At 51.6% G+C, this 22,852-nt stretch carries 12 protein-coding genes; 6 read left to right on the top strand and 6 right to left on the bottom strand.

The genetic code is table 11. The features are described 5' to 3' along the window. Positions 1-60: 60 nt before the first annotated feature. A complete protein-coding gene (locus EOE67_RS12545; protein ID WP_127699428.1) occupies positions 61-552 on the bottom strand; it encodes an anti-virulence regulator CigR family protein in 492 nt (163 codons plus the stop codon). Positions 553-841: 289 nt separating this feature from the next. Between EOE67_RS12545 and EOE67_RS12540 the strand changes: the two genes are divergently transcribed. Together EOE67_RS12540 and EOE67_RS12535 are read left to right on the top strand one after the other, a co-directional pair. Further along, complete coding sequence (locus EOE67_RS12540) at positions 842-1,063, top strand: MreC domain-containing protein (protein ID WP_127699427.1); 222 nt, start codon at positions 842-844, stop codon at positions 1,061-1,063. 4 nt (positions 1,064-1,067) lie between these two features. After that, complete coding sequence (locus tag EOE67_RS12535; RefSeq protein ID WP_127699426.1) at positions 1,068-1,364, top strand: cell division protein ZapA; 297 nt, start codon at positions 1,068-1,070, stop codon at positions 1,362-1,364. Positions 1,365-1,487: 123 nt separating this feature from the next. Here the strand turns inward: EOE67_RS12535 and EOE67_RS12530 are convergent, their stop codons facing one another. Genes EOE67_RS12530 through EOE67_RS12520 form a run of 3 tightly spaced genes read right to left on the bottom strand, consistent with a single transcriptional unit; the run spans position 1,488 to position 6,563 of the window. Beyond that, positions 1,488-2,609 carry a polysaccharide deacetylase family protein gene (locus tag EOE67_RS12530; RefSeq protein ID WP_127699425.1) on the bottom strand — a complete coding sequence of 374 codons (1,122 nt, stop codon included), beginning with the start codon at positions 2,607-2,609 and terminating at the stop codon, positions 1,488-1,490. 37 nt (positions 2,610-2,646) lie between these two features. Then, positions 2,647-5,283 (bottom strand): family 20 glycosylhydrolase, encoded by a 2,637-nt coding sequence (locus EOE67_RS12525; RefSeq protein WP_127699424.1) that lies wholly within the window; start codon positions 5,281-5,283, stop codon positions 2,647-2,649. Beyond that, positions 5,280-6,563 (bottom strand): MFS transporter, encoded by a 1,284-nt coding sequence (locus EOE67_RS12520; RefSeq protein WP_127699423.1) that lies wholly within the window; start codon positions 6,561-6,563, stop codon positions 5,280-5,282. The genes EOE67_RS12525 and EOE67_RS12520 overlap by 4 nt, the downstream gene beginning before the upstream one ends. 275 nt (positions 6,564-6,838) lie before the next feature. Between EOE67_RS12520 and EOE67_RS12515 the strand changes: the two genes are divergently transcribed. Beyond that, a complete protein-coding gene (locus tag EOE67_RS12515) occupies positions 6,839-7,738 on the top strand; it encodes a helix-turn-helix domain-containing protein (protein ID WP_164852320.1) in 900 nt (299 codons plus the stop codon). On the opposite strand, the gene EOE67_RS12510 is transcribed toward EOE67_RS12515, so the two are convergent. Continuing rightward, positions 7,715-9,271, bottom strand: a complete 1,557-nt coding sequence (locus EOE67_RS12510) for a tryptophan halogenase family protein (protein ID WP_127699421.1) — start codon at positions 9,269-9,271, stop codon at positions 7,715-7,717. The two genes, EOE67_RS12515 and EOE67_RS12510, sit on opposite strands and share 24 nt — an antisense overlap. 109 nt (positions 9,272-9,380) lie before the next feature. Next, a complete protein-coding gene (locus EOE67_RS12505; protein ID WP_164852319.1) occupies positions 9,381-12,359 on the bottom strand; it encodes a TonB-dependent receptor in 2,979 nt (992 codons plus the stop codon). Positions 12,360-12,983: 624 nt separating this feature from the next. Between EOE67_RS12505 and EOE67_RS12500 the strand changes: the two genes are divergently transcribed. From EOE67_RS12500 to EOE67_RS12490, 3 genes are all read left to right on the top strand, one after another. Next, positions 12,984-13,472, top strand: a complete 489-nt coding sequence (locus EOE67_RS12500) for a GNAT family N-acetyltransferase (protein WP_164852318.1) — start codon at positions 12,984-12,986, stop codon at positions 13,470-13,472. Positions 13,473-13,753: 281 nt separating this feature from the next. Beyond that, complete coding sequence (locus tag EOE67_RS12495; protein ID WP_127699418.1) at positions 13,754-14,389, top strand: phage tail protein; 636 nt, start codon at positions 13,754-13,756, stop codon at positions 14,387-14,389. A 232-nt stretch (positions 14,390-14,621) separates the two neighbouring features. After that, positions 14,622-22,502, top strand: coding sequence for an Ig-like domain-containing protein (locus tag EOE67_RS12490; protein WP_206099582.1), 7,881 nt, complete (start codon positions 14,622-14,624; stop codon positions 22,500-22,502). Positions 22,503-22,852 lie beyond the last annotated feature (350 nt).

The raw sequence follows: 22,852 nt of genomic DNA, 5'->3' as shown, positions 1-22,852 counted from the left end.
GGCGTCACTCACCGCGCAAGCGGTAGTGCGCCATTAACATCTGGGGCTCAGAGTGAATTCTTAGTTAAAAACGTCGATCAACACCTCAGCAATCACCTGGCTGGCAATCGAAACCAGCACTAAATCGGTGCCACAAGCCCGCCATTCATAGCCTGGATGCTGCGGCAGTTGCTGTAACATCGGTGAAGACTGTAGTTTTTTCGCAATGCCCGGTGGCAGTGGTTTACCCCGCGCCAGATTTTTGCGAATGCCAGGCGGTAAGCTGCTATAGCCGGTTTGCTGATAACTAACCGCCATTTCCCGAGCCTGACCCACGCTGATCCGGGCGTTGATGGTGACACCGCCAATGGTGGTGGAAGCGACGATGCCAGTGCCGGCCGCCGCTAACGTGGCGTTGCTGTCAGATAGGTGTTTTGCAGCGCCTTTCTCGGCTTTTTTGCCAGCCTTTTGCGCACCCTTAGCATGTGCCGGTGGTTCAGCCAGCGCTGCAGTGCTGGTGCCAATCAAACTTAAGCTAATAAGTAATAAGGTGATTTTTCGATAATTTGCCATGGTAATCTCCAAAACTGCTGACTTTGCAACCGTGTAAGTTGAACACTATGTTTAACATCACAAGCATCGTAGGGCGTCACTCACCGCGCAAGCGGTAGTGCGCCATAACCCGATAATGCGCCAGAACCCATCATCGCAGTGTAGTTTGTACCGCAACTGAATAGATTATCTTTTACTAAAACTAGCCGAAAACCTGCGAATAAAACCCGATTTAACGCTGTGTTTTTACCGTTTCGCTGTTATCCTGCGCGCCTTTCCCTTCCCCCGCTATTTTGGAATAAATCTTTGTATGTTTAATAATCAATTCAGTCAGTTAGAATCCGCCATTCAACGCCTTGTCAGTGAAAACCAGCAGTTAAATCAGGCATTACTGCACAGCCAGCAGCAGTTAAAGCAAAAGCACGAAGAGCTGGAAAACTTTCAGTTGCAGGCGATGGAGCAGGAAGAGTTACAAACGGCCACAGCTCAAAAGCTGGAGGCGTTGTTAGCATTGTTCCCGGCTCAGGCTTAACCCGATGTTGCACACTGAATTTTCCGAAGTCAGTCTCGACATCGCCGGGCGCAATTACAAGCTGAAAACCCCACAGCATCAGCAACAAGGTTTGCAGGAAGCGGCGGCTTTACTCAATGAAAAAATCGCTGAGCTGAAAAGCAAAAGCCGCACTTTATCCGCCGAACAAGCTGCGGTGCTCGCAGCACTAAATTTAAGCTACGAGCTGCTCACCGAACGCGAACTACTGGCGCAAGATCGTCAGCAAATCGCCGAACGGCTGGCACAGTTGCAGCAACAAGTGGAAAGTTCGCTGGATTGAGAATATTGACGGCCAGTGCAATGGCCACAAAAAAGCCAGCAGTGAACTGCTGGCGGAAGAAAAAAGTACCGGTAACGGAATGGGAGTTAAAGTCTACCGGTACTGTTAAAGCGCCGATATTGGTTAAATCTCGTTGCGCCACAGCGCTGGAGTTGCCGTAGGGTTCCAGTTGATCTGTGAAGTGTGTGGCTGAATAATGCTGTAAATTTTGTCTTCAAAACTGACAAAATCACCGGCTTTATAAGCCACATAGGGCTGCCACTGCGGTGCGTAGTTATCCAGCGTGTCAAAACGGTAACCTTCAGCTTTGGCCGCATCGACAAAACGTTTGATTTTTGGCAGGTTAATTGTTGCACCCTGACCACGTTTGCCATTTTCGAACAGGAAGTCGTGCGCCAGGATCACCACTTTGTTACGGGCGATGCCATCGGAACAATCCAGATCCGGTGTCCGGCTGTTCAGCGGGTTCATCGTCCGCGGGGCACAGGTATTGACCACCGCATTCACCCTGGCTAACAAGGCATCACCATCTAACAAAGTTTCAGCCGGGAAGGCCACACCCCAGTTTTCCGGACCCCAGTCTAAATCCCAACCATAAAGTTTATAGCCGCGGCTGGCCAGTTGGTCAGCAATTTGCGCTGCAGTTTTGCTGCTTTGGGTTGAAGTTGCAGCGTCACAGCTGAATGCCGGATCCCATGGCGGCACTGTGTCTGATGTCGCACAACGACCATCACCTTTCATTTTGGTGGTGACACGCCAGCCGTTGGTATACGGCAGCCGCGCCAGTTTGCTCATTTTGTAATTGGTATACAAATAAGCACCAGGAATTTCCTGCTCCACCCGTTGGATATTTTTATCAAAATAGGTTAAATCAGCACTGACCGAACGATAAGATTTCACCGGCCACAATCCGACTCTGTTGCAATAAAAAGCTCCGGATTCAATGCCATCGGTGCAGTTGTGCAGCATGTGGTCATCACTGTGGTTGGCAATGATATGGCCTGAGTTAAACATTTTTTGCAACGACGTGGTGGCGTACGATTCGTTTTCGTCACCTTCGCCGAACATGTGAAAAGCATTGATGAAAAAAGTCGCGCGGATCCCGGCGGCGTCCAGCTCAGTTACTAATTGATTGGACGCGTTAATTGGGCCGTCATCAAAGGTCAGATAAATCACGCCTTTTTCTGCGGCCTGAGCGGATAATACTGTGCAGCTGAATAAAGCTGCCAGAAGGGTCTTTTTCATCACTTTCCTCTCCTTTAATTCAGGGCGATGTGCCCTGTTACCATGCAGTACCGACGGTGCTGCTTAATCCGTGTTGTGGCAGCGTCTGTGCTGCCGGTGGTAATGGGTTGACGATTTTGCTGCGAAAACGAATGTTGTTTGCTGGCGGCAACGGTTGTTGGTAAAGCTGCCATGGCTGATGACCTTGTTGATATTCAATCAACAGTCCGGGCTCGGTCAGGGCCTGTAGTTTGCCTTTTATCTGTTTCACACCAACCCAGGGCAACTGCACCGGCAAACCGGCGGCCAGCAGGGCTGGCACCTCTTTGAACCACAAACGCTGCTGAAAACTATGCCAGTCGGCCTGATACTGCTGACTCTGCTTTGCACTTAACAATGGGCTGTTGTGCTGATAAGAACGGCCTGGTTGATAGGGCGGCTGCCAGTCAGCCAGATGCCAGCTGCGCTCGGCAAAAGCCAATAATCTCGGTAGTAACATCTGCCAGGCGCTTTGGGCGTCCGGGATCACTTCTGTCCATAAGTTGCCTTGTAAACCAATAATTTGCTTTGGTTGTTGCAGCGGAACCTTGTCGTTTATCTGATAATTTTTGCCATTCAGGTCCTGCCAGACCGCAGCCAATGACGGCAGATTTTGCGGCTGGAAACTAAACACTTTTTCAGTGCTTAACATGCGGCTGGCCCAATGATTACCGCGGGCATAAGGAGTGTTTAAATAAGGCACGTCAAAATAACTGGCATCTGGCAGTGCCAGCACCACTTGCCAGCCGGGATTGGCGTGCTGATGGGCGGTCAGGGCGGCGCCGTCATAACTGTTTTGCCAGATATAAGACGTGACAGACGATGGTAAAGGCTGGCTGTTTTGACCAGGCTGCAGATGTTTCAGGCCATCACTCCAGGCCGCCAGTTGCACGCCTTTAGCCTGCAGCAGGCTGGCAGTCCGGGTTAAAAAATAGCGCATTAAATCGGTTTCACCGGCATCTTTCAGCTTTTGACAAGCAGGCGATTGTTGCCAGGCACCCGCGGTTTCGTCCGCGCCAATATGATAAAGCCCGAGTGGCATTCCAGCCTGCTGATGCATGCTGACCAATTCATCGAGCACGGTGTCGATAAAGCGGTAACTGCTGTCGAGACAAACGTTGATGGTGTTGTCGTGATAGTACTGAATGGACAAATAGTCGCTGCGATCAACGGCTTCCGTCAGCAGGTGTTGATCCCAGTCTGGCGATTGTTGCTGCTTTAACTTTTCTGCGCGCAGTGACATCGCTTTGACCGCCGCTCTGCTGTGGCCCGGCATATCCAGACTTGGGATCACCCGCACCTGATGTGCTTTGGCATGTGCCAGAATGTCGAGATAATCCTGCTGGCTAAGAAAACCATTGGGCAGGGCGTCCGGCTGATGACCAGCTCCGAGCTGTGGTAATAAACAGCGGGTTTCCCCCAAATCCAGGCAGCGTCTGGCGCCAAGTTCGGTCAGTTCCGGCAGCGCTTTGATCGCAATACGCCAGCCTTCGTCGTCGGCCAGATGCAGATGCAACTGATTCATTTTGTAGCGCGCCATCTGGCTGATCAGCTGTAGGATAAAATCTTTGCCAAGAAAATTTCTTGCTATATCAACATGCTGACCACGGTACGGATAAGCAGGGCCATCTTCAATCAGCACTGAGGGCAGTTGTTTATTGGCTGCGTCATAAAGCCCAAGCACCGACTGCAACGCATAAAAAGCACCGGCGGTACCGCCTGCTTCAATCTGGATACCTGCTGGCTCAATCCGTAACCGGTAATGTTCGGCAGAGGCAAAACCGGTTTTGATCCTGATCTGCAGCGGCGTTTTACTCTGTGGTTTTAACAGTTGCTGTTGTTGCAACTGCAGTAGCGCAGATTGCAGCTGTTGTTGTAACTGTGCGTCTGCCAGCTGCAAGGCAAAACCGGCCGTGGTATTGACGGCTGTTTTACTAAGTTCCTGTTGCAACGCAGGTTTTGGGATCAACCTATGCTGGGTGGCTGTGGTATTTGCCGGAGCTGCCGCTTGAGCACGCTGATAGTGCAGATAGTGCTGATACAGGCTTTCGCCACTGGCCACACCCAATTCGTCAGCCGGGTTTTGCAAAAATTCCGGGTTGCTGTTGGTAAAAGGCCGGATAAAAGCCGGGGTGCCACTGGCATCGGTGTTGCCGGTGCTGGTACTGGTGATCAGATGAACGTCGTTATATTTGTCTTGTAGCAGATAATTGCCAGGCAACATCGATTGGCTGAAAATGCCGGAAGCGCTGATAAAATCAATCTCAATCGGTTGCCGGGCCTGAAAACCGCTAAAACCTGCTTTGGCACTCAGCTCATGTAAGTCGCCATTCAGATGACGGATCTGCAATTGTGGGTGCAGGCTGGCGATCACCGGCGTCAACTGGCTGAAATAAATCCGCCAGTCTGTTGCCTGATGGGCAAAAGGCAATGTCAGGCTCAGTCTTGATAAATAACAACCGGGTTCTTTGCGTAGTTTGCTCACCGGACATTCGGCATAAGCGGGCTGCAACAACTGATATTCTACTTTCAGTGCTGCCGCCACTTCAGCTGCAGGCCTTGGCTCCGCCTGTAATTGCGGTGACAACAGCGCTGATGCATATAGCAGACTGCCACACAAAAGCAGGGTTTGATGAGAAAGGACAAGTGCTTTCATGCCACATCCTCCAATCCGGCGGCAGGCTGGCGCTGACGGCTGGCCCACCAGTTCTGGTTATTCACCAACGGCCTGGCCCAGAACACAATCGAAATAATGTAAGCCAGCGGCACGAATAGCAGCAGCATAGCGAGCCGGATACTGTCCAGTTGTTCGGCCAGCAGACCAAGCAGAGGCGAGGCAAAAGCGCCGCCGATAATGCCGCTACACAAGATGCCGGCAACAGCACCATGTTGTCCGGGCATCGAGTTCAGCGCCAAGGCAAAAATAATCGACCACATCACCGATAAACTGCCACCGAGCAGCGGTAAACACCAAAGCGCCAGTGGTTTGTCACCCGACAAACCGAGTACGAGTAGCAACAGGCTGACAGTGCCAAAGATCAGCAGAATAAAACGACAATCAAACAGCTTTAACAACAGCAGCCCTAATACACAGCCAATCGTCATATTTAGCCAGAACTGGCCCACTGCACTGGCGCCGGTGCTGGCGGCATCCACCTGATGCACTTGCTGTAAATAAACCGCCATGCTGTTGGCGATGCCTTGTTCCAGCGCGACATAACAAAAGATGGCGACAAAGAACTTCTGCACTGTGCGGTTTTTTAGCAACAACCACTGGCTTTGCAGCATGTGGTGGGCGGACTCAGGCTCGGCAGCAGCTTCAGTTGCGGTGTGCTTCGGAAAAGGTAAAAACCACAACCACACCAACATCAGCAGACAAATCACCGCAAACAGCAGATACAAACTGAGCCACGGCATCGTCGCGGGTAACCACAACAACAAGGGATACAGCCATGCATCGCTTGGTAGCGCCGTAAGTTGCTGATAAATAACAGGGGTGATAGCGGCCGCCAGACCAAACAACAACTGGCCTAGTACGGCCATAAAAGAATAATGTTCGCTGCCAGCGGCAAAACGCAGCAGTGGATTCATCACCACTTGCAGCACACTCATGGCAAGGCCAAGGCAGAATAACGACAACATTGCGACAGCAAAATGTGGCAACAGCACAAAGAGCCCACAACTCAGGGCACTTAAGCTATAGGCAAACAACATCATGGCCCGTTCGCCAAAACGTTCAACCAACAAACCCGCAGGTACCGACATCACGCCATAAGCGATAAAAAATGCAAAGGGGAAAAAACCAGCCAGCATCAGACCGATACCAAAATCGCTGATCAGTTCAGGGAAAATTGGTCCCAATAAATTGGTAATAAATGACACTGTGATAAAGCCGGTCAACACCAGCAAAATCAACACAGGATGTTGCGAACGCATGAATGATCCTTGGTTGTTTTTTTCAATTCTGGAGTATTCTGTTAGTGGGTTGTAATGGATTTCTACCTAAAATCTGTACTTTCCTTGCGCGGTTTGGCATAGTGGTGCGGTCTGATTTAAAACGGATGAATTTATTTATCTATATGAAATTTATAATTTTTTTATGGTTGTTTTAATCCGTCGTGATGTTGAAGTGCCGACCGTAATCTTTCTGCGGTAGTTACAAGGTCGCAACAATGACCATAGGCAAGGAAATCTGTTTTCAGGATGAAAATATGAAACTGCAATTTGAAAAAATTATCACCGAACCGGGTCAATCCTGGCGTTTTTATCATTATTGCTGGCCGGCGATTGAGCTGAACTGGCATTGTCATCCGGAGTACGAGCTGGTTTTGACCTGCAACAGCACGGGGAACCGTTTTGTCGGCACCAGTACTGAGACTTATCAGGATAATGATTTGGTACTGCTGGGGCCATATTTGCCGCACGGCTGGCAAAGTCAGGCGGCAATCGACGGTGTAACAGGCCAACACCATGCTTATGTGCTGCAGTTGCCGGGGCTCTGGCTGGAGCAATGGTTGCAGCTGAATCCGGCGTTGCAAAGGTTGCAGAAGTTGTTAACGCTGGCCAAAGCTGGTGCTTGTTTTAGCGCTGAAATCACCGCACAGGTTAAACCGCTGGTGTTGCAGCTGGAGCAGGATGATGTGATGACCCGGCAAATTCGCTTGTTGCAGATCCTGGTGTTGCTCAGTCAGGATGAACAAGTGCAGCGACTCACCGTTCCCGACAACATTGAACCGGATAAAATCAGCAGTCAGCGTAAAATTGATAAAATTATCAATTACATCCATCAGAATCTGATGGAAGATCTCAGCGCTGCCAAGTTGGCGGGCATTGTCCATATGAGTACCAACCATCTGCATCGTTTTTTCCGGCAAAAAACAGAAATGACCATTACCCAGTATGTGATTCAGCTGCGGATAGAAAGGGCTTGTGACCATTTGCTGAAAACCAGTTGGTCGGTGGAAATGATTGCCGGTAAGTGTGGTTTTTTCAGTATGGCGAATTTTAACCGCCAGTTTTTAAAACTGAAAAAAATGACACCACGCCAGTACCGGCAATCTGATTTACGGCAATTACATCAGTTGGCGTTACGGGGTAACCAAACGATTTGATGCAGCAAGCTGGCGCAGATGTGCCAGCTGTTCCGGGCACCAGGCCGCCAATTGTTGCCAGCGCTGCAGCCGTTGCTGTGCCGCTGGTAATTGTTGCCGGCTGTACTCTGGTAAACGGCCGCGCTCGGGTAAATAGCCGGTGCCTGCCAACAGACAATACCAGGAAACAGCATGGTAATATTTCTCCAGCTGTTTTGCGGCCAGCAGCGCAGGCAAATCGCCGCCTGACTGCCAACACTGTAATAACTGACGCAGCTCCGGCGAAATAAACTCTAACTTTCTGTTGTGTTGCCAGTAATCGGAATCCGAACGGGAATTGGTTTTGTAATGCAGCACTATATAATCAGCGACACGATCAAAGTAGTTATTGATCAGAAGGTTATAGTCAGATCTGGCTACCAGTTCACCGCGGCACTGATACTGGCTTTGTTGCCAGTGTAATAAAAAATGACTGACCGTCTGTTGCACCAGATAAAGTGCCGTGGCTTCAAGCGGCTCAATAAAACCCTGAGATAAGCCAACGGCAACGCAGTTGTGCTGCCAGTGTTGTTGCAACCGGCCCGACTCAAACTTCAATAATCTGCTGCTACCTTCTTGCTCCGACAAGCCAAGGTGCTGGCGTAATTCGGTTTCGGCGATATCGGCGGAAATAAAATCCTGGCTGAACACATAACCATTGCCGGTGCGATGTTGCAGCGGAATTTGCCAGCACCAACCATGGCGCAAGGCGGTTGCGGTTGTTTGAGAAAGTGGGTGCGATTCGGCTTGGGTGGCAATGGTCAGGGCGGCATTATTCGGCAACATCTGCTGATAACGATGAAACTTGCTACCGAGTGTCTGGCGCATCAGCTTGCTGGCAAAACCGGTGCAATCAACGTAAAAATCGGCTGCTAATGTTGCACCTTCAGCAGTATGCAATTGCGCAATCGCGCCATCGGCAAAACACTGCACATCGGTCACTTTAAATGGCCGGTAAGCAACACCACGCTGGATGGCAATTTTTTTCAGGCATTGGCCCAGTAAACCAGCATCAAAATGATAACCATATTGCAGCTGGATCTGGTGGTCGGCACAAAAAGGCGCTTTGCCTGTGATGGCCAGTTGGTGTTGCAAAAAAAAGCTATCCGGGTGCGCATCATTGGGCTGGCCCTGTTGTGCCGCACGCACCTGGCGGAAAAATTCCGGTAATACCGCATTGTCTTCACTGCTTGGAAAAGGGTGGAAATAATGCTGGTAACCCGGAATTGTCGACCAATCACTGAACTGAATACCATTTTTGTACGTGGCCTGACAGGCGGGCATCCAGTCGGCTTCAGCGATTTCCAGTTGGCGGAACAACCGGGTTAAAGCCGGCGTCGAGCCTTCGCCGACACCGATAGTGGCAATATCCGGAGCTTCCACCAGCTCAATGTGGACCCAGGGTTGTTGACGGAAATGCCATGCCAGCATCAGGGCGCTCAGCCAGCCAGCGGTGCCGCCGCCGACAATCAGTAGTTTTAATGGCGGAGCCTGGGGTGTTATAGAATTTTGCATCCGAGCCTCTGGGGTAATTCGTCGGTTATTTCAATAAAAACACCGCCGCAAACGAGCTGCGGCGGTGTGGTTTTAGCAGCGCCGGTAAAGGTCTGCATCGTCAGATTGATCAGAAGCGGGCACGGACACCCAAAGTCACCCGGCGTTCGTAGATATTTTGTGAAATGACATTGCCTTCCCACTGCAGGTAATTGTTTTCATACTCTTCGGTCAGGTTGCTGATAGAAGCGTAGCCGGTGAAATTATCGGTGATATCATAACTACCTGATAAATCGATATAAGTTGTTGGTTCCGTCCAGATAGGTAAGCGGCTGGACACACCAAACACCGTGCCGTTACTGGCCAGACGTTCACTGCGGTAGTTGGCGGCGATCCGCAGTTGCAAACCGCTCCGTTCGTACCACAACACCGCGTTGCCTGAACGTTCTGAGTTGTCGGCGATCGGCAAGGTTGCTTTGTAAAAATCAACGGCGCCACTTTCGCTTGGTGCGTAGGTCATATTCAGACCGGCACCTAAACCACTCCAGAAATCTGGCAGGAAATCAAAACTTTGCTGATAAGCAACTTCAACCCCCTTGATCGTACCGCCTTTGCCATTGACATCCCCTTTGACCGGCACTGCACGACGTTCCACGCCGTCACCATCTTTGACTCTGATGGTGGAGCTGCCGGTTTCAATAAATGAGTCGATATTCATGTTAAATATCGAGGCGCTCACCATACCGGCGCTGCCAAAGTAATATTCCAGGCCTAAATCAATGTTGTCGGAATACCATGGGTTCAACTGCGGGTTACCATTTTGAGTCGCATCCACTGCCACCATCGTGTCTGGCGAAACGCCCAAATCAGCGGCCCGTTCACCCGCGCGGGTACGGCCTACCGATAAACCCCGACCTAAACGGCCCAGATCCAGCCGCGTCATGGTTTTACCGTAACCACTGCGGAAAATCAGGTTTTCTGACAGATTCACCGCCAGGTTGGCAGATGGGAGCAGGTCGTTAAACGTGCGTTTGGTATTGATATCACCACTGTCAATACGGGCTGTACATAACACACAGGCGTCATCACCCAGCTCATTCTGATTAATATCCAGTTCGGTGCGGACATACTGCAACCCGATATTGGCGTTGTAACTCATGGCACCGGCTGAACTGCTGAAATTGGCTTTAAAATAAGCCGACTGCGTGCGTTCATCAACTTTGTACGAGTCATTCGGGTTGGCAATTTTTTTATTGTTTGGATACAAAGCGTTCTGGAAGGCCCAAGGGTCGTCCATCACTTTAGGATCAACAAAATAAATACCGTTCCCAGAAACCGGTCCGAAGTCTTTCACTTGGGTGACCCAGCCAGCGGGTAAATCCGTAAAGAACCAGGGTTTGCCCAACGTCAGATCGCCTTTGCCAACGTCAATAGTGCCATCGCCATTGGTGTCGGCAAAAGTCGCCCCTGAGTCTTTCCACATCACGTCTTTGGTTACGCCACCTAAGGTGAATGGTGCGGTCATGATCCAGGTATCGCGGGTGACATCGCGGGCTCCGTGGCGTACGCCAAAATCTACAGATTGCAGATGTTCGGTATCAAACTTGTAATTACCATCGGCTCTGACAACATCCAGCGTGCCTTCTTCATCAAAGTTATTTTCGGAATAAGTGGAGACGATGTTGTAACGTTTAATATCAGAGCCAAACACTTCAGTGCCGACATTCGGGAAGGTCAGTTGCGGGTGTTTGCCGCTTGTATCAAACACGACCTGTGGCCGGGCCGGGCCATAACCTCTTGGGTTCACCGGTTCAATGCCTTTGGCATCACGGCGCATCAGACCATGCTGGGCACCGCTGGTCAGATAACCCTGGGCGACGTTTTCGGTATGGGCGCGATCGGCCTGACCATGCAGGACACGGAAACTACCACTCAAAGCATCACCGTTGTTGTAAGCCAGTTTCAGATTCAGGTTCAAAGAGTCCCGGTCATTGGTCTGACTTTCGGAATATGCATTCACCCTTGGTGCATTCAGTGTGACTTTCTTGGAGGTGTAAAAAGTACCACCGGCTTCGTTTTTACCCCGATCTTCCAGATTTTCTGGCCGCACCCAGCCATAATCGGACCAGGCATTGTCAGCAACCAGACCCTGACTGCGTTCGGCGTCTTCCATTTTGGTGTAAAAGGCATCACCGCTCAGCTCAAAACCCTGGCCGAGATCCGCTTGAACCGACGCACTTAAACCGGTGCGCTCGCGTTCGTTAAAACGGTTCATATTGCCATAATCAATAAAACCAAAATAACTATCGTTTAAATCGCCATCGCCGTTCAAATCACGGCCGTTACCACCGGCGCAAGGGAAACAATCTTTGCCTTCGCCAAAAGCAGAGGCCCAGCCTTCATGCGGTGCACCAAAACGGTAGTTGGCCAGATTACTTTTGTCGTAAGAAGCGGTAAAAATACCCGCCACTTTGTCGGCGTTATAACCAACAAAAGCACTGTATTTGCCATCGTTTTCATCAGAATAAGAACCCGTGGAAGTCTCGGCAGAACCAGAAAGGGTCAGACCTTCTTCCAGTGAAAAGGGACGGGCGGTCTTTAAATCAACGGTGCCGGAAATACCACCTGCCAGGGTGGTGGCCATCGGCGATTTTAATACATCCATCCCTGCCATCAGGGCCGAAGGAATGTCGGTAAAATCCGGTTGCACGTCACTGATCGAACCTGCGCTTAAAAATTGTTCGCCATTCAATAAAGTAGTGACCTGTGGCATACCGCGCACGTTGACCGTGGAACCTTCGCCGGCTGAGCGGCGGATCTGGATACCAGGTACGCGCTGCAGTGAGTCGGCAATCGTGGTATCGGGTAATTTACCGATATCTTCTGCCGTGATGGAATCAATAGTGCTTTCCGCCAGACGTTTGTTATTCAGGTTTTTCGCCTGTGAAGCGCGTAAACCCCGCACACTGATCACTTCGATCTCGTCCTGTGGTTTGGCAGAGCTGGTAGCAGAGGCGGTTTGTGCGATAGCGGGCAGGCTGATGCTGGCAGCAAGCAGCAATGTAATTTGTGACGCCAGGCGCGACACGGCGAAATGTTTCTGGTTCATGATTATCCCTGTTGTAATGATCTGGCATCTTAGGGATTGCTCTGCTGCAGCTTGGCAGGACTTCCAATCCGGATGCATGTTTTATGAACAGTATTTAGCAACACTTTGGTGCTTTAAACTGGAAAATGACATCGCTGTCATTTCTATTCAGACGTTACACAGTTGCAGTCAATAGCTAAAGATGACAAGGCCATAATGGGTGGATTAGTGAATAAAATTGTGTCAAAAGTATCAATATTTATAAGTTTATCGGTTTGATGGCTGCTAAACGGAGCCATATCGCAGTGTGGTTATTGTCAGCGCTGTCAATTTTAGGTCGAAGTTTGGTTTTGCACTGTGGTGCGGGAGGCAAGGAGTGCCTGAATGCAGCTGTTTTCGGTTGTTAATGCGAGTAACTGCATGGGCGATAAAGGGTTCACCGGTTATTGTGCAGATCATGCATTACACTCATTTTTGTCACAGGGTTAGATGGCACGATATAGTTTGACTCTCTGTGCACACTCACCGCCTGCCATACTTTGGCATCCGGCAGGACGGAGGTCACACCGATGGTACCTCGTGAATTGGTCAGTTTTGTGTCTGATGCCAACAGAGTCCAGAACAAAAACTTACAAAGGAGCAACCATGCAGCTGCTGGATTTTTCTGATCCCGGGCTATCACTTCGACTTGCTGAGCAAGCTGATGATGCTTTTTTTCAGCAACTTTTTGCCGCCAATCACCCGTATTTAGAACACTGTGGCTTGCCTGAACCAATGGTTCGGCAATTGCTGCAACAGCAATATCAACTACAGCTGCAGAGTTACCTCCAACAAACGCCCAAACCCGATACGTATCTGCTGCTTAATTGCACAGAGCCGGTTGGCAGGTTGATGCTGGCACGACATGTGGAATATTTGCACCTGACCGATCTGGCGTTTTTGCCGTCCCACTGTGGTCGGGGGTTTGGCAGCAAACTGATACAAGCATTACAGCAGTATGCCCGACGGCAACAACTGGCGTTAAGTTTGCTGGTTGACCAGCAAAATAGCGGTGCCTACCAATTTTATCTGCGGCATGATTTTAAGTCGGTAGCGGTAACTACAAGCCATTATCAGCTGTGCTGGCGATCATAAGATGTTTCTGTTTCTGTTTCTGTTTCTGTTTCTGTTTCTGTTTCTGTTTCTGTTTCTGTATCGGGTTGATGTTTTGTCTGACTTGGCCTAGGTTTGATGGAGTTTATTTTTTAACCAAAATATTGAGTGTCACACCATCGCACGATGAGGTGATGCACAGGCCATACAAGCAAGCCCGCACCGGACGCAGGCGTGTAGTAAAGCATCCAGGTGTCGGACATTGTTTTGAAAATGGTTTTGCTCGACAAAACCGCACCAAAACCTAACTAAGGAGAGTTCGAATGTCTGATCCCTTTATTGGTGAAATCCGCATGTTTGCCGGTACTTTCGCCCCGAATGGCTGGGCTTTATGTCAGGGGCAGCTCTTGGCAATTTCGACCAACGCCGCACTATTTTCGATACTAGGTACTAATTACGGCGGTGATGGACACGCTACTTTTGCTTTACCAAATCTGCAAAGTCGTAGCCCGGTCGGAACGGGCACTGGCGCTGGCTTAAGTGATATCGCTTTGGGAGAAATGGCTGGCACTGAAAGTGTCAACCTGACGACTGCACAGCTCCCTGTACATGCGCCAACAGCCGTGTTTACCGGCGCGGTAAGTCCGGTAACCGCAACTGTCGACGTAGCGACTACGACGGCTGCGGTCATGGTGCCGCCGACTCCGGGGAATACCAGCTATCTGTCGGCGATGACCGCGAAAGTCGGGCCAACCAATGCAACTGTGAATGGTCTTTATACGGCAACGGCACCAGATGCAACCAAAGCAAGCCTTGGCGGTATCCATGGCAGTGTAACAACTGCTGGGTCAGTGACAGTCAATCCGATTGGGGGTGGGCTGGCTGTTTCCGTGCTCAATCCATATCTAGGCATGAATTTTATTATTGCGCTAGTCGGGATCTATCCATCTCACGGTTAATAATTTTGGTCGTTTGCAATGTTGCAATCATCTGTTTCTTTTTTAATTCAGATGGTTGCAATGTTTCTGATACTTACTCAACGCCTTTCCTGCTTGGGCTGGACGGCAATTTTCCAGGAGCGTTCACATGTCAGGGTGCAAGTCAGATCCAGCTACTTTCATAAAAACCTTTCATTCACTCCGGTTGCTGAGGCGTATTTGTCTTGGTTTTGCATGGATGTGTTGCTTCGTCATGGCAATGTTCAATCCGGCGCAGGCGTCGCGCATTGATACACCAGTGGTAGCAGCATCAGAAATTGTCTTTGTTGACGCAGCCGTGCCAGATGTCATGACACTGCTGGAACAATTAAACCCAGCCGTTGAGGTTGTGTTGCTGCCACCAGGTCAGGACGGAGTGGTGTTTATGGCGCAACAGATGGCAAAGCGGACTGATCTTGCTGCACTGCATATTTTGAGTCATGGCGGGCAGGGACAAATAAAGCTGGGTAGCACCATCATCGACCACACCAATCTGACGGCATATACCGCAGAATTCAAGCAAATCGCTGCCAGTCTGCAACAGGACGGCGATATTCTCATTTATGGTTGTGATGTTGCTCGTGACAGTCGGGGTGCTGCTTTTATCCGGCAGTTAGCGCACCTGACGTCAGCGGATGTCGCCGCATCATCGAACGCGACCGGTGCCACCGCGAAAAATGCGGACTGGGTGCTGGAATCCGGTTATGGCGATATTCAGACATCCCTACCTTTTTCTACCAAGGCCCGGCAGCTTTATGCCAGTCGTTTGTTTTCCGGTTCGGTTAATTTTTCCGGAACGGTTGATGGCGTCGTGCTGGGCTCGACAGCCACGGATGGGGAGGCGAATTCGACCGATATTCCTGGCGTGGTGATAGAAATTTACGCCGCAAATCTGGGAACGGACACCAATACTGGAGAAAACTGGGAGTTTTGGGCAGATATATTTAGCAATGGTTTGGATGAGATTGATGATGGTGTGATTGCCGATGGGGGTGACGCCGCATCTATCGTTGTTAGAACGCAAGGTGGTGAAGATTTTTCCTTTGAGGGGATTCGGGTCGTCAATCATCTAACCGCGCACACCCATATAAAATTTGAGGGCTTTAGAGATGGGGTGTCGACAGGCAGTGAAACCTTGGTTATCGATGACTCTACTAACTTTTATAGTGATTATTCCCAGCTTAGTGGTCTGACCCCCGCTAAATTTCAGAATGTGGACCAGGTTCGGATTACCGATAGCAGTAGCAATCCGTTATTTGTGGTACTGGATGAATTGGTCTTTGCCGATGCCGTGATCCCACCGCCTACTATCACGTCAGCTACCTATAACGCCAACACCGGCGCATTGGTCGTCACTGGCACCAATTTCACTGCAACCGGTGGTGCGACCAACGATGTCGTAGCCAATAAATTCACGGTTACCGGTGAAGGTGGTAGCACTTATCTCCTGACCGATACCGCGAATGTCGAAATTTCATCGGCCACTGCATTTACCCTGACACTCAGCGCTACTGATCGCGCCGCAGTGAATTTGATTGTTAACAAGAACGGCACCAGTTCTACCGGCGCTACGACGTACAATCTGGCTGGTGCTGCTGGTTTTATCGCTGATTCGGTCGCGACAGCAGATCTGACTGGCAACGGCATTACTGCGTCCAATGTGGCAGTGCCTGCTGTCACATCAGCAACTTATGATGCCAGTACCGGCGTACTGACCGTGACCGGTACCGATTTGAAATCTGCCAGCGGCGCCACCAATGACATCGTCGCCAACAAATTTACCCTGACCGGCGAAGGTGGCAGTACCTATACGTTCACTGACACTGGTAATGCCGAAATTACCAGCGGCAGCAGTTTTAGCCTGACCCTGAGTGCGACCGACCGCGCCGGAGTTAACTTAATCCTGAATAAAAATGGGACTTCATCGACGACTGCCACCACTTATAATCTGGCTGCTGCCGAAGATTGGAATGCCGGTGCGGATGCGGCAGTGACGATTGCCGACCTGACTGGCAATGGCGTGACCGTCAGCAATGTAGCGGTGCCGACCGTGACCAGCGCCACTTACAATGCCTCAACCGGCGCCTTAGTGGTGACAGCCACCGGTTTGCTTAATGCCAATGGTGCCAGCAACGATATCGTGGCCAATAAATTTACGCTGACCGGCGAAGGTGGCGCTACTTATACCCTGACCGATACCTCCAATGTCGAAATCACTTCAGGCAGCAGTTTTACCCTCACTTTCAGTATGACCGACAAAGATGCCGTGAACCTGTTACTGAATAAAAACGGCACCAGCTCGGTGGATGCGACAACCTACAATCTGGCTGCCGCTGAAGATTGGGCTGCGGGAGCGGATGCTGCGGTGACGGTGGCTGATTTAACCGGCAATGGCATTACCGTGAGTAACGCTTTGACTGCTCCAGATGCCCCGACGATTGGCGCCGCAACCGCAGGTGATGGCCAGGTCTCCGTTGCATTTAGCGCCCCAGGCAGCAATGGCGGTGCGGCCATTACCGGTTATACCGTGACCTCGAACCCCGGAAGTATTACCGCAGGTGGTTTTGGTTTTACCACCTCCCCGATCACAGTGACGGGCTTAACCAACGGCACTGCGTATACCTTTACTGTGACAGCAACCAATGCTATCGGGACCAGTGTGGCTTCAGGATCTTCTGGTTCAGCGACACCGAAAGCTGATCAAACCATCACCTTTCCAAATCCCGGGGCACAAAACTTCGGCACAGCGCCGGATCTGGGGCCATCAGCCAGTGCATCTTCCGCGCTTGCGGTCAGTTTTAGTTCGTCTACAACCGGAGTTTGTACCATTACCGGTACGGGAACTCTGACCTTCGTTACCGCTGGTAGCTGTACCATTGATGCCGATCAGGCAGGGAATTCTGCCTGGAACGCCGCGACCACCGTCAGCCAAACCTTTACCGTCAATGCGATAGTGCCTGGTGCCCCAACCATCGGTACGGCCACTGCTGGCGATACTCAAGCGACCGTCACTTTCACTGCGCCTGCCAGTAACGGTGGCGCGGCAATCATTGCCAGTGGTTACACCGTGACTGCCAATCCGGGTGGTGCAACCGGCACGGGTTCCAGTTCACCAGTGACGGTGACGGGTTTAACCAATGGGGTGGCTTACACCTTTACCGTCACCGCCACCAATTCAGCGGGCACAGGTGCTGCGTCAGCTGCATCGAATTCGGTGACACCAGCCGCACCGCAAACGATAACCTTCGCCAATCCGGGCGCGCAGAATTTTGGCACCACGCCAACGTTGACTGCGACCGCCTCGGCCGGGGGCGGCTATGTGGTGACTTTCACTTCAGCTACCACCGGCGTTTGTACCATTACCAGTGGCGGTTTACTGACGTTTGTCACTGCTGGTAGTTGTACCATCAATGCAGATCAGGCTGGTGACAGTTCGTTTTTAGCGGCCCCACAAGTCAGTCGAACCTTCACTGTGAATCCGGTAGCACCAAGTGCTCCCACCATTGGTACCGCAACTGCCGGTGATACCCAGGCCAGTGTCGCCTTTACTGCACCAGCAAATATTGGTGGTGCTGCGATTACCGGCTATACCGTGACTGCAAATCCTGGCGGACTGACCGGTACTGGTGCCAGCTCACCGATTGTTGTTGCCACGCTCACCAATGGCGTCGCTTATACCTTCACGGTCACAGCCACCAATTCGGCAGGTACAGGTTCGGCATCAGCGGCATCCAATTCGATCACGCCGGCGGCAGCGCAAACCATCACTTTTGCAGCCCCTGGATCGCAGAATTTTGGAACTTCGCCAACCCTGATTGCAACTACGGATGCGACGGGTCTTGTCCCGACCTTTACTTCGTCCACAACCGGCGTTTGTACTGTCACTTCCGGCGGCTTGCTGACGTTTGTGACGGCCGGCACCTGTACAATTAATGCGGATCAAGCCGGTAATAGCAGTTATTTAGCGGCAACTCAGGTCAGTCGCAGCTTTGCCGTCAATCCGGTATTGCCAGGTGCGCCGGTGATCGGCACCGCAACTGCAGGGAACGCCTCGGCTTCAGTCACTTTTACGGCTCCAGCTTCGAACGGTGGGGTGGCCATTTCCGGTTACACCATAACTTCCAATCCGGGCGGGCTGACGGCAACGGGCGCGAGTTCCCCGATTGCTTTCCCTGGCTTAACCAATGGTACCGCTTATACCTTCACCGTCGTTGCCACTAACGTTGTCGGCTCCGGTGCAGCATCAGCGGCTTCAAATTCTGTTACTCCGCAAGTACCAAATACGGCACCTGTGATCAGTGGTGCACCGGCAACCACGGTGGTGCAGGGAACACCTTATAGTTTTGTACCCGCAGCATCGGATGCCGACGAACAAACGCTGACTTTCAGTATTAGTAATCAGCCGGCCTGGGCCAGTTTCTCAAGCAGTTCCGGTGCATTGACCGGTGTACCAGGGCTTACTGATGTGGGGACCACCAGCGGCATTGTGATCAGTGTCAGTGATGGTACTGAGACCGCCTCGCTGGCGCCATTTAGTATTACGGTGCAACCAGCGAATCAGTCGCCGGTGATTAGCGGAACTCCGGCTACTTCAGTCGATGCCGGTACGCTGTATAGCTTCACCCCAACAGCTTCAGATCCGGATGAAGGTGCCGTGTTAACCTTCAGCATCAGTAACAAGCCGGGCTGGGCCAGTTTCAGTACCAGCACTGGTGCACTATCAGGGACGCCGGCCAGCACTGATGTCGGCGTGACCTCTGGCATTGTCATGAGTGTGTCGGATGGCACCGCTAGCGCCAGTTTAGCGGCGTTTAACCTCACAGTTGTGGCAGGAAATGTGGCGCCGGTTGCTATGGACAGTGCTGTCAGTACCGCGGAAGACAACCCGCTGAGTGTGACTTTGACGGCGCAAGACGCTGATGCGGATGCATTGACCTATGAAATTGCGGCCCAACCTGCACACGGTACCGCGACGCTGCAAGGTGATTTACTGATTTACACGCCAGCGCAGGATTTTAACGGCACCGACAGTATTGGTTTTATCGCCAAAGATGCTGAATTCAGTTCAAATACGGCAACCATTCGTCTGACTGTCACGGCGGTGAATGACCAACCGGTCGCCGCTGATGACAGCTTTAACCTGCAGCGGACCAGCACCAATCAGTATCAGCTTGCGGTGTTGGCCAATGATTCTGATGTAGATACCGATCCATTGACCATTGATGGCGCTTCTGCAACTGCGGGTACCGTCACCTTTAATGCTCAGGGCCTGACGCTGACAGTGCCGGATCTCTATGTAGGGCCGATCAGTCTGCGCTATACCTTGAGCGATGGTAAAGGCGGCCGCGGCTCAGCCGATGTCAGTCTGATTATTACCGGTGGCGATGCTTCCAATCTGCCGGTCATTACTGTGCCTGCAGATATCACCGTCAATGCGACTGCGCTCTTCACCCGAGTGCAGCTTGGCACTGCGACTGCCGTTGATCGCAACGGTCGCCGGCTGCGGGTATCGTTAATCAATGGCAGTCTGTTCTTTGCACCAGGCGAGCATATTGTGTACTGGCAAGCCACAGATGCTGATGGCAATACGGCGACCAAAGCGCAAAAGGTCAGCGTGCATCCGTTGATTTCTCTGAGCAAAGATCAACTGGTGACTGAAGGCAATGCAGTTGAGGTTTCGGTGATCCTGAATGGACCTGCACCTTCGTATCCGGTGTCGGTGTCGTATTCGGTCAGTGGTAGTGCCGGTGCCAACGATCATACGCTGGTGTCTGGTGTGGCAGAGATTGCATCAGGTGTAAGTACCAGTATCCGGTTTAATGTGCTGGAGGACGGACTCGCGGACTCGCCGGAAGATGTTGTGATTACGTTGGACAGCAGCCTCAACCGGGGGAGTCAACGCAGCAGCCGGATCCTGATCTCCGAAGCCAATATTGCGCCTGTGGTAAGTTTAGCCGTCGGGCAGAATGGCCTGGATCGGTTGACGGTCAGTGAAGGTGATGGCGTGGTTACTGTCACCGCTACAGTCACCGACACCAATCCGCAGGATCAACTGACCGGCAACTGGGACTTCGGCCGACTTGAAAATGTCACTACAGCAGATACCGCGCTGAGTTTTGATCCGGCTGAACAGGGCCCTGGTTTGTATCAGGTTAGCTACACTGCTACTGACAATGGTTCGCCCAATTTATCGACCACCAGCAGAGTCTTTATTGTGGTTAAACCTAGCCTGCCGGTGCTCAGTGGCAGTGATTCCGATGGCGATTTAGTGCCTGATAATCAAGAAGGTTTTGCTGACTCCGATGGTGATGGTATCCCGGATTATCAGGATGCGATCAGTGAATGTAATGTGATGCCGACCGAATTGTTAGGACAGACTGAGTTCGTGGCGGAAGGGGAACCCGGGGTCTGTTTACGTTTAGGGACCGTGGCTGCTGAAACAGATGCCGGTGGTCTGAAAATTGAAAACGACGCGGTCGAGACCGATACTACGGCGGTCAATATTGGCGGTATCTTCGACTTTATTGCTTATGGTTTGCCAGAGCAGGGTAAAAGCTACAGTCTGGTATTGCCACAGCGGTTACCGGTGCCGGCCAATGCCATCTATCGCAAATTCAACGACACCACCGGCTGGGTAGATTTTGTCAGCAACGCCAACAATTCGGTGTCGAGTACCTTAGGCGAACGTGGTTTCTGTCCGCCGCCGGGTGACGCGTCCTGGACGCCGGGTTTAACCGAAGGTCACTGGTGTGTGCAGGTGCGGGTACAAGATGGTGGTCCGAATGACGCCGACGGTATTGCCAATAGTGCGATTGTCGACCCGGGTGGTGTTGCGGTGGCGCTGAGCAGTAACAGACTGCCGGTGGCGGTGGCTGATCAGGCATCAACCAGAGAAAATACCGCCGTGGTGGTGAATGTATTGGCCAATGATACCGATGCCGATGGCGACAGCTTAACGATTACCCAGGCGGTCAGCGGCTTTGGGACTGTGACTATCCTGGCTGACCAAAAACTGAGTTATCTGCCTAATACCGACTTTACCGGTGTGGATACGGTGATCTACAGCGTCACCGATGGTAAAGGCGGTACCGCAAGTAGCGAGCTGGTGATAGACGTCGTTAGCAACAGCGCGCCGGTTGCGGTGAATGACGTGGCTGCGACCAATGACAAAACGGTGCTGTTGATTGCGGTGCTGACCAATGATACCGACGTCGATGGCAACAGTCTGAGGGTCACTGCGGCCAGTGCTGTGCAGGGAACCGTCAGTATCGAAGCTGACCAGCGGCTGCGTTATACACCAAAATCCGGATTTGATGGTGTTGACACCATCAGCTACAGCATCTCGGATGGTTTTGGGGGGACGGCAACCGGCCAGGTGCTGGTGACAGTGACAGCCTTTAAAGAGGTGGTGGTGGAGAATAAATCCAGTGGCGGCAGCATGACGTTATGGGCGCTGTTGCTGTTAGGAACTGCTGCGGTGTTACGCCGTAGTTCAATCGGAGTCACAACTGCGCTGCTATTGCTGTTCAGTCCAGCCAGTCAGAGTGCTGACTGGTATCTGCAAGGGGTTGCCGGTCAAAGCTCTGCGGACAGCAAGCAAAGTTCACTTGCTGCTGGCATGCCGGCGGGCACGGTAATCACTGCTTTTGATAAAAGTGACTTTTCCTATGGCGTCGCTGTGGGATATCAGTTGCATCCGTCGGTAGCCATCGAGTTGGGCTATCAGGATTTAGGGGATGCCAGTAGTCAGTTCAGTGGTGAAAGTCTGACACCGCAGCAATACCATGCACTGCTCAAAGCGGTCAGTCCGGTGCTGGTGGATGGCGTGAGTGCGGCCTTCCGATTTACCTTGTGGCAAAACGATAGGTTGCGCCTTGAAGTGCCGGTGGGTCTGTTCTTCTGGGATTCAGAGATCAAAAGCCGGATGAACAATACCGAGCTTGTTACAGAAAATGACGGCAATGACTGGCTGCTAGGGCTACAACTGCAATATCAGTTGGTGAATGACTGGCAGCTGGGGGTTGGTTATCAGCAAATAAACCTGGCACCTAATGATGTGAGTAGCTGGCTACTGAGTGTGAGGTATCAGTTTTAAGCACAGCTGAAAGTGCTGGTGCGCCACGTGATGATTTGACACGACATCGCTAGATGACGGTCGGTTGTTGATGAAGTAAATGCTCACCCGCCGTAGGGCGTCACTCACCGCGTGAGCGGTAGTGCGGCGGGTTATGATTTGACACGACATCGCATGATGACGGTCGGTTGTTGATGAAGTAAATGTTCACCTGGCGTAGGGCGTCACTCACCGCGTGAGCGGTAGTGCGCCGGGTGGTGATTTGACACGACTCGCATGATGGCGGTTGGTTGTTGATGGCGTAAATACTCACCTGGCGTAGGGCGTCACTCACCGCGTGAGCGGTAGTGCGCCACGTGATGATTTGACAC

It is taken from the genome of Rheinheimera riviphila, from assembly GCF_004005945.1.
In the GTDB taxonomy this organism is placed as follows: domain Bacteria; phylum Pseudomonadota; class Gammaproteobacteria; order Enterobacterales; family Alteromonadaceae; genus Pararheinheimera; species Pararheinheimera riviphila.
This window is presented reverse-complemented; position numbering and strand designations above follow the sequence as displayed.

Bases quoted from the DNA above. Each gene is read 5' to 3' on its own strand.
- EOE67_RS12505 (WP_164852319.1), bottom strand. From the start codon at position 12,359: ATGAACCAGAAACATTTCGCCGTGTCGCGCCTGGCGTCACAAATTACA.
- EOE67_RS12530 (WP_127699425.1), bottom strand. From the start codon at position 2,609: ATGAAAAAGACCCTTCTGGCAGCTTTATTCAGCTGCACAGTATTATCC.
- EOE67_RS12525 (WP_127699424.1), bottom strand. From the start codon at position 5,283: ATGAAAGCACTTGTCCTTTCTCATCAAACCCTGCTTTTGTGTGGCAGT.
- EOE67_RS12535 (WP_127699426.1), top strand. From the start codon at position 1,068: ATGTTGCACACTGAATTTTCCGAAGTCAGTCTCGACATCGCCGGGCGC.
- EOE67_RS12520 (WP_127699423.1), bottom strand. From the start codon at position 6,563: ATGCGTTCGCAACATCCTGTGTTGATTTTGCTGGTGTTGACCGGCTTT.
- EOE67_RS12540 (WP_127699427.1), top strand. From the start codon at position 842: ATGTTTAATAATCAATTCAGTCAGTTAGAATCCGCCATTCAACGCCTT.
- EOE67_RS12490 (WP_206099582.1), top strand. From the start codon at position 14,622: ATGGCAATGTTCAATCCGGCGCAGGCGTCGCGCATTGATACACCAGTG.
- EOE67_RS12495 (WP_127699418.1), top strand. From the start codon at position 13,754: ATGTCTGATCCCTTTATTGGTGAAATCCGCATGTTTGCCGGTACTTTC.
- EOE67_RS12510 (WP_127699421.1), bottom strand. From the start codon at position 9,271: ATGCAAAATTCTATAACACCCCAGGCTCCGCCATTAAAACTACTGATT.
- EOE67_RS12500 (WP_164852318.1), top strand. From the start codon at position 12,984: ATGCAGCTGCTGGATTTTTCTGATCCCGGGCTATCACTTCGACTTGCT.
- EOE67_RS12545 (WP_127699428.1), bottom strand. From the start codon at position 552: ATGGCAAATTATCGAAAAATCACCTTATTACTTATTAGCTTAAGTTTG.
- EOE67_RS12515 (WP_164852320.1), top strand. From the start codon at position 6,839: ATGAAACTGCAATTTGAAAAAATTATCACCGAACCGGGTCAATCCTGG.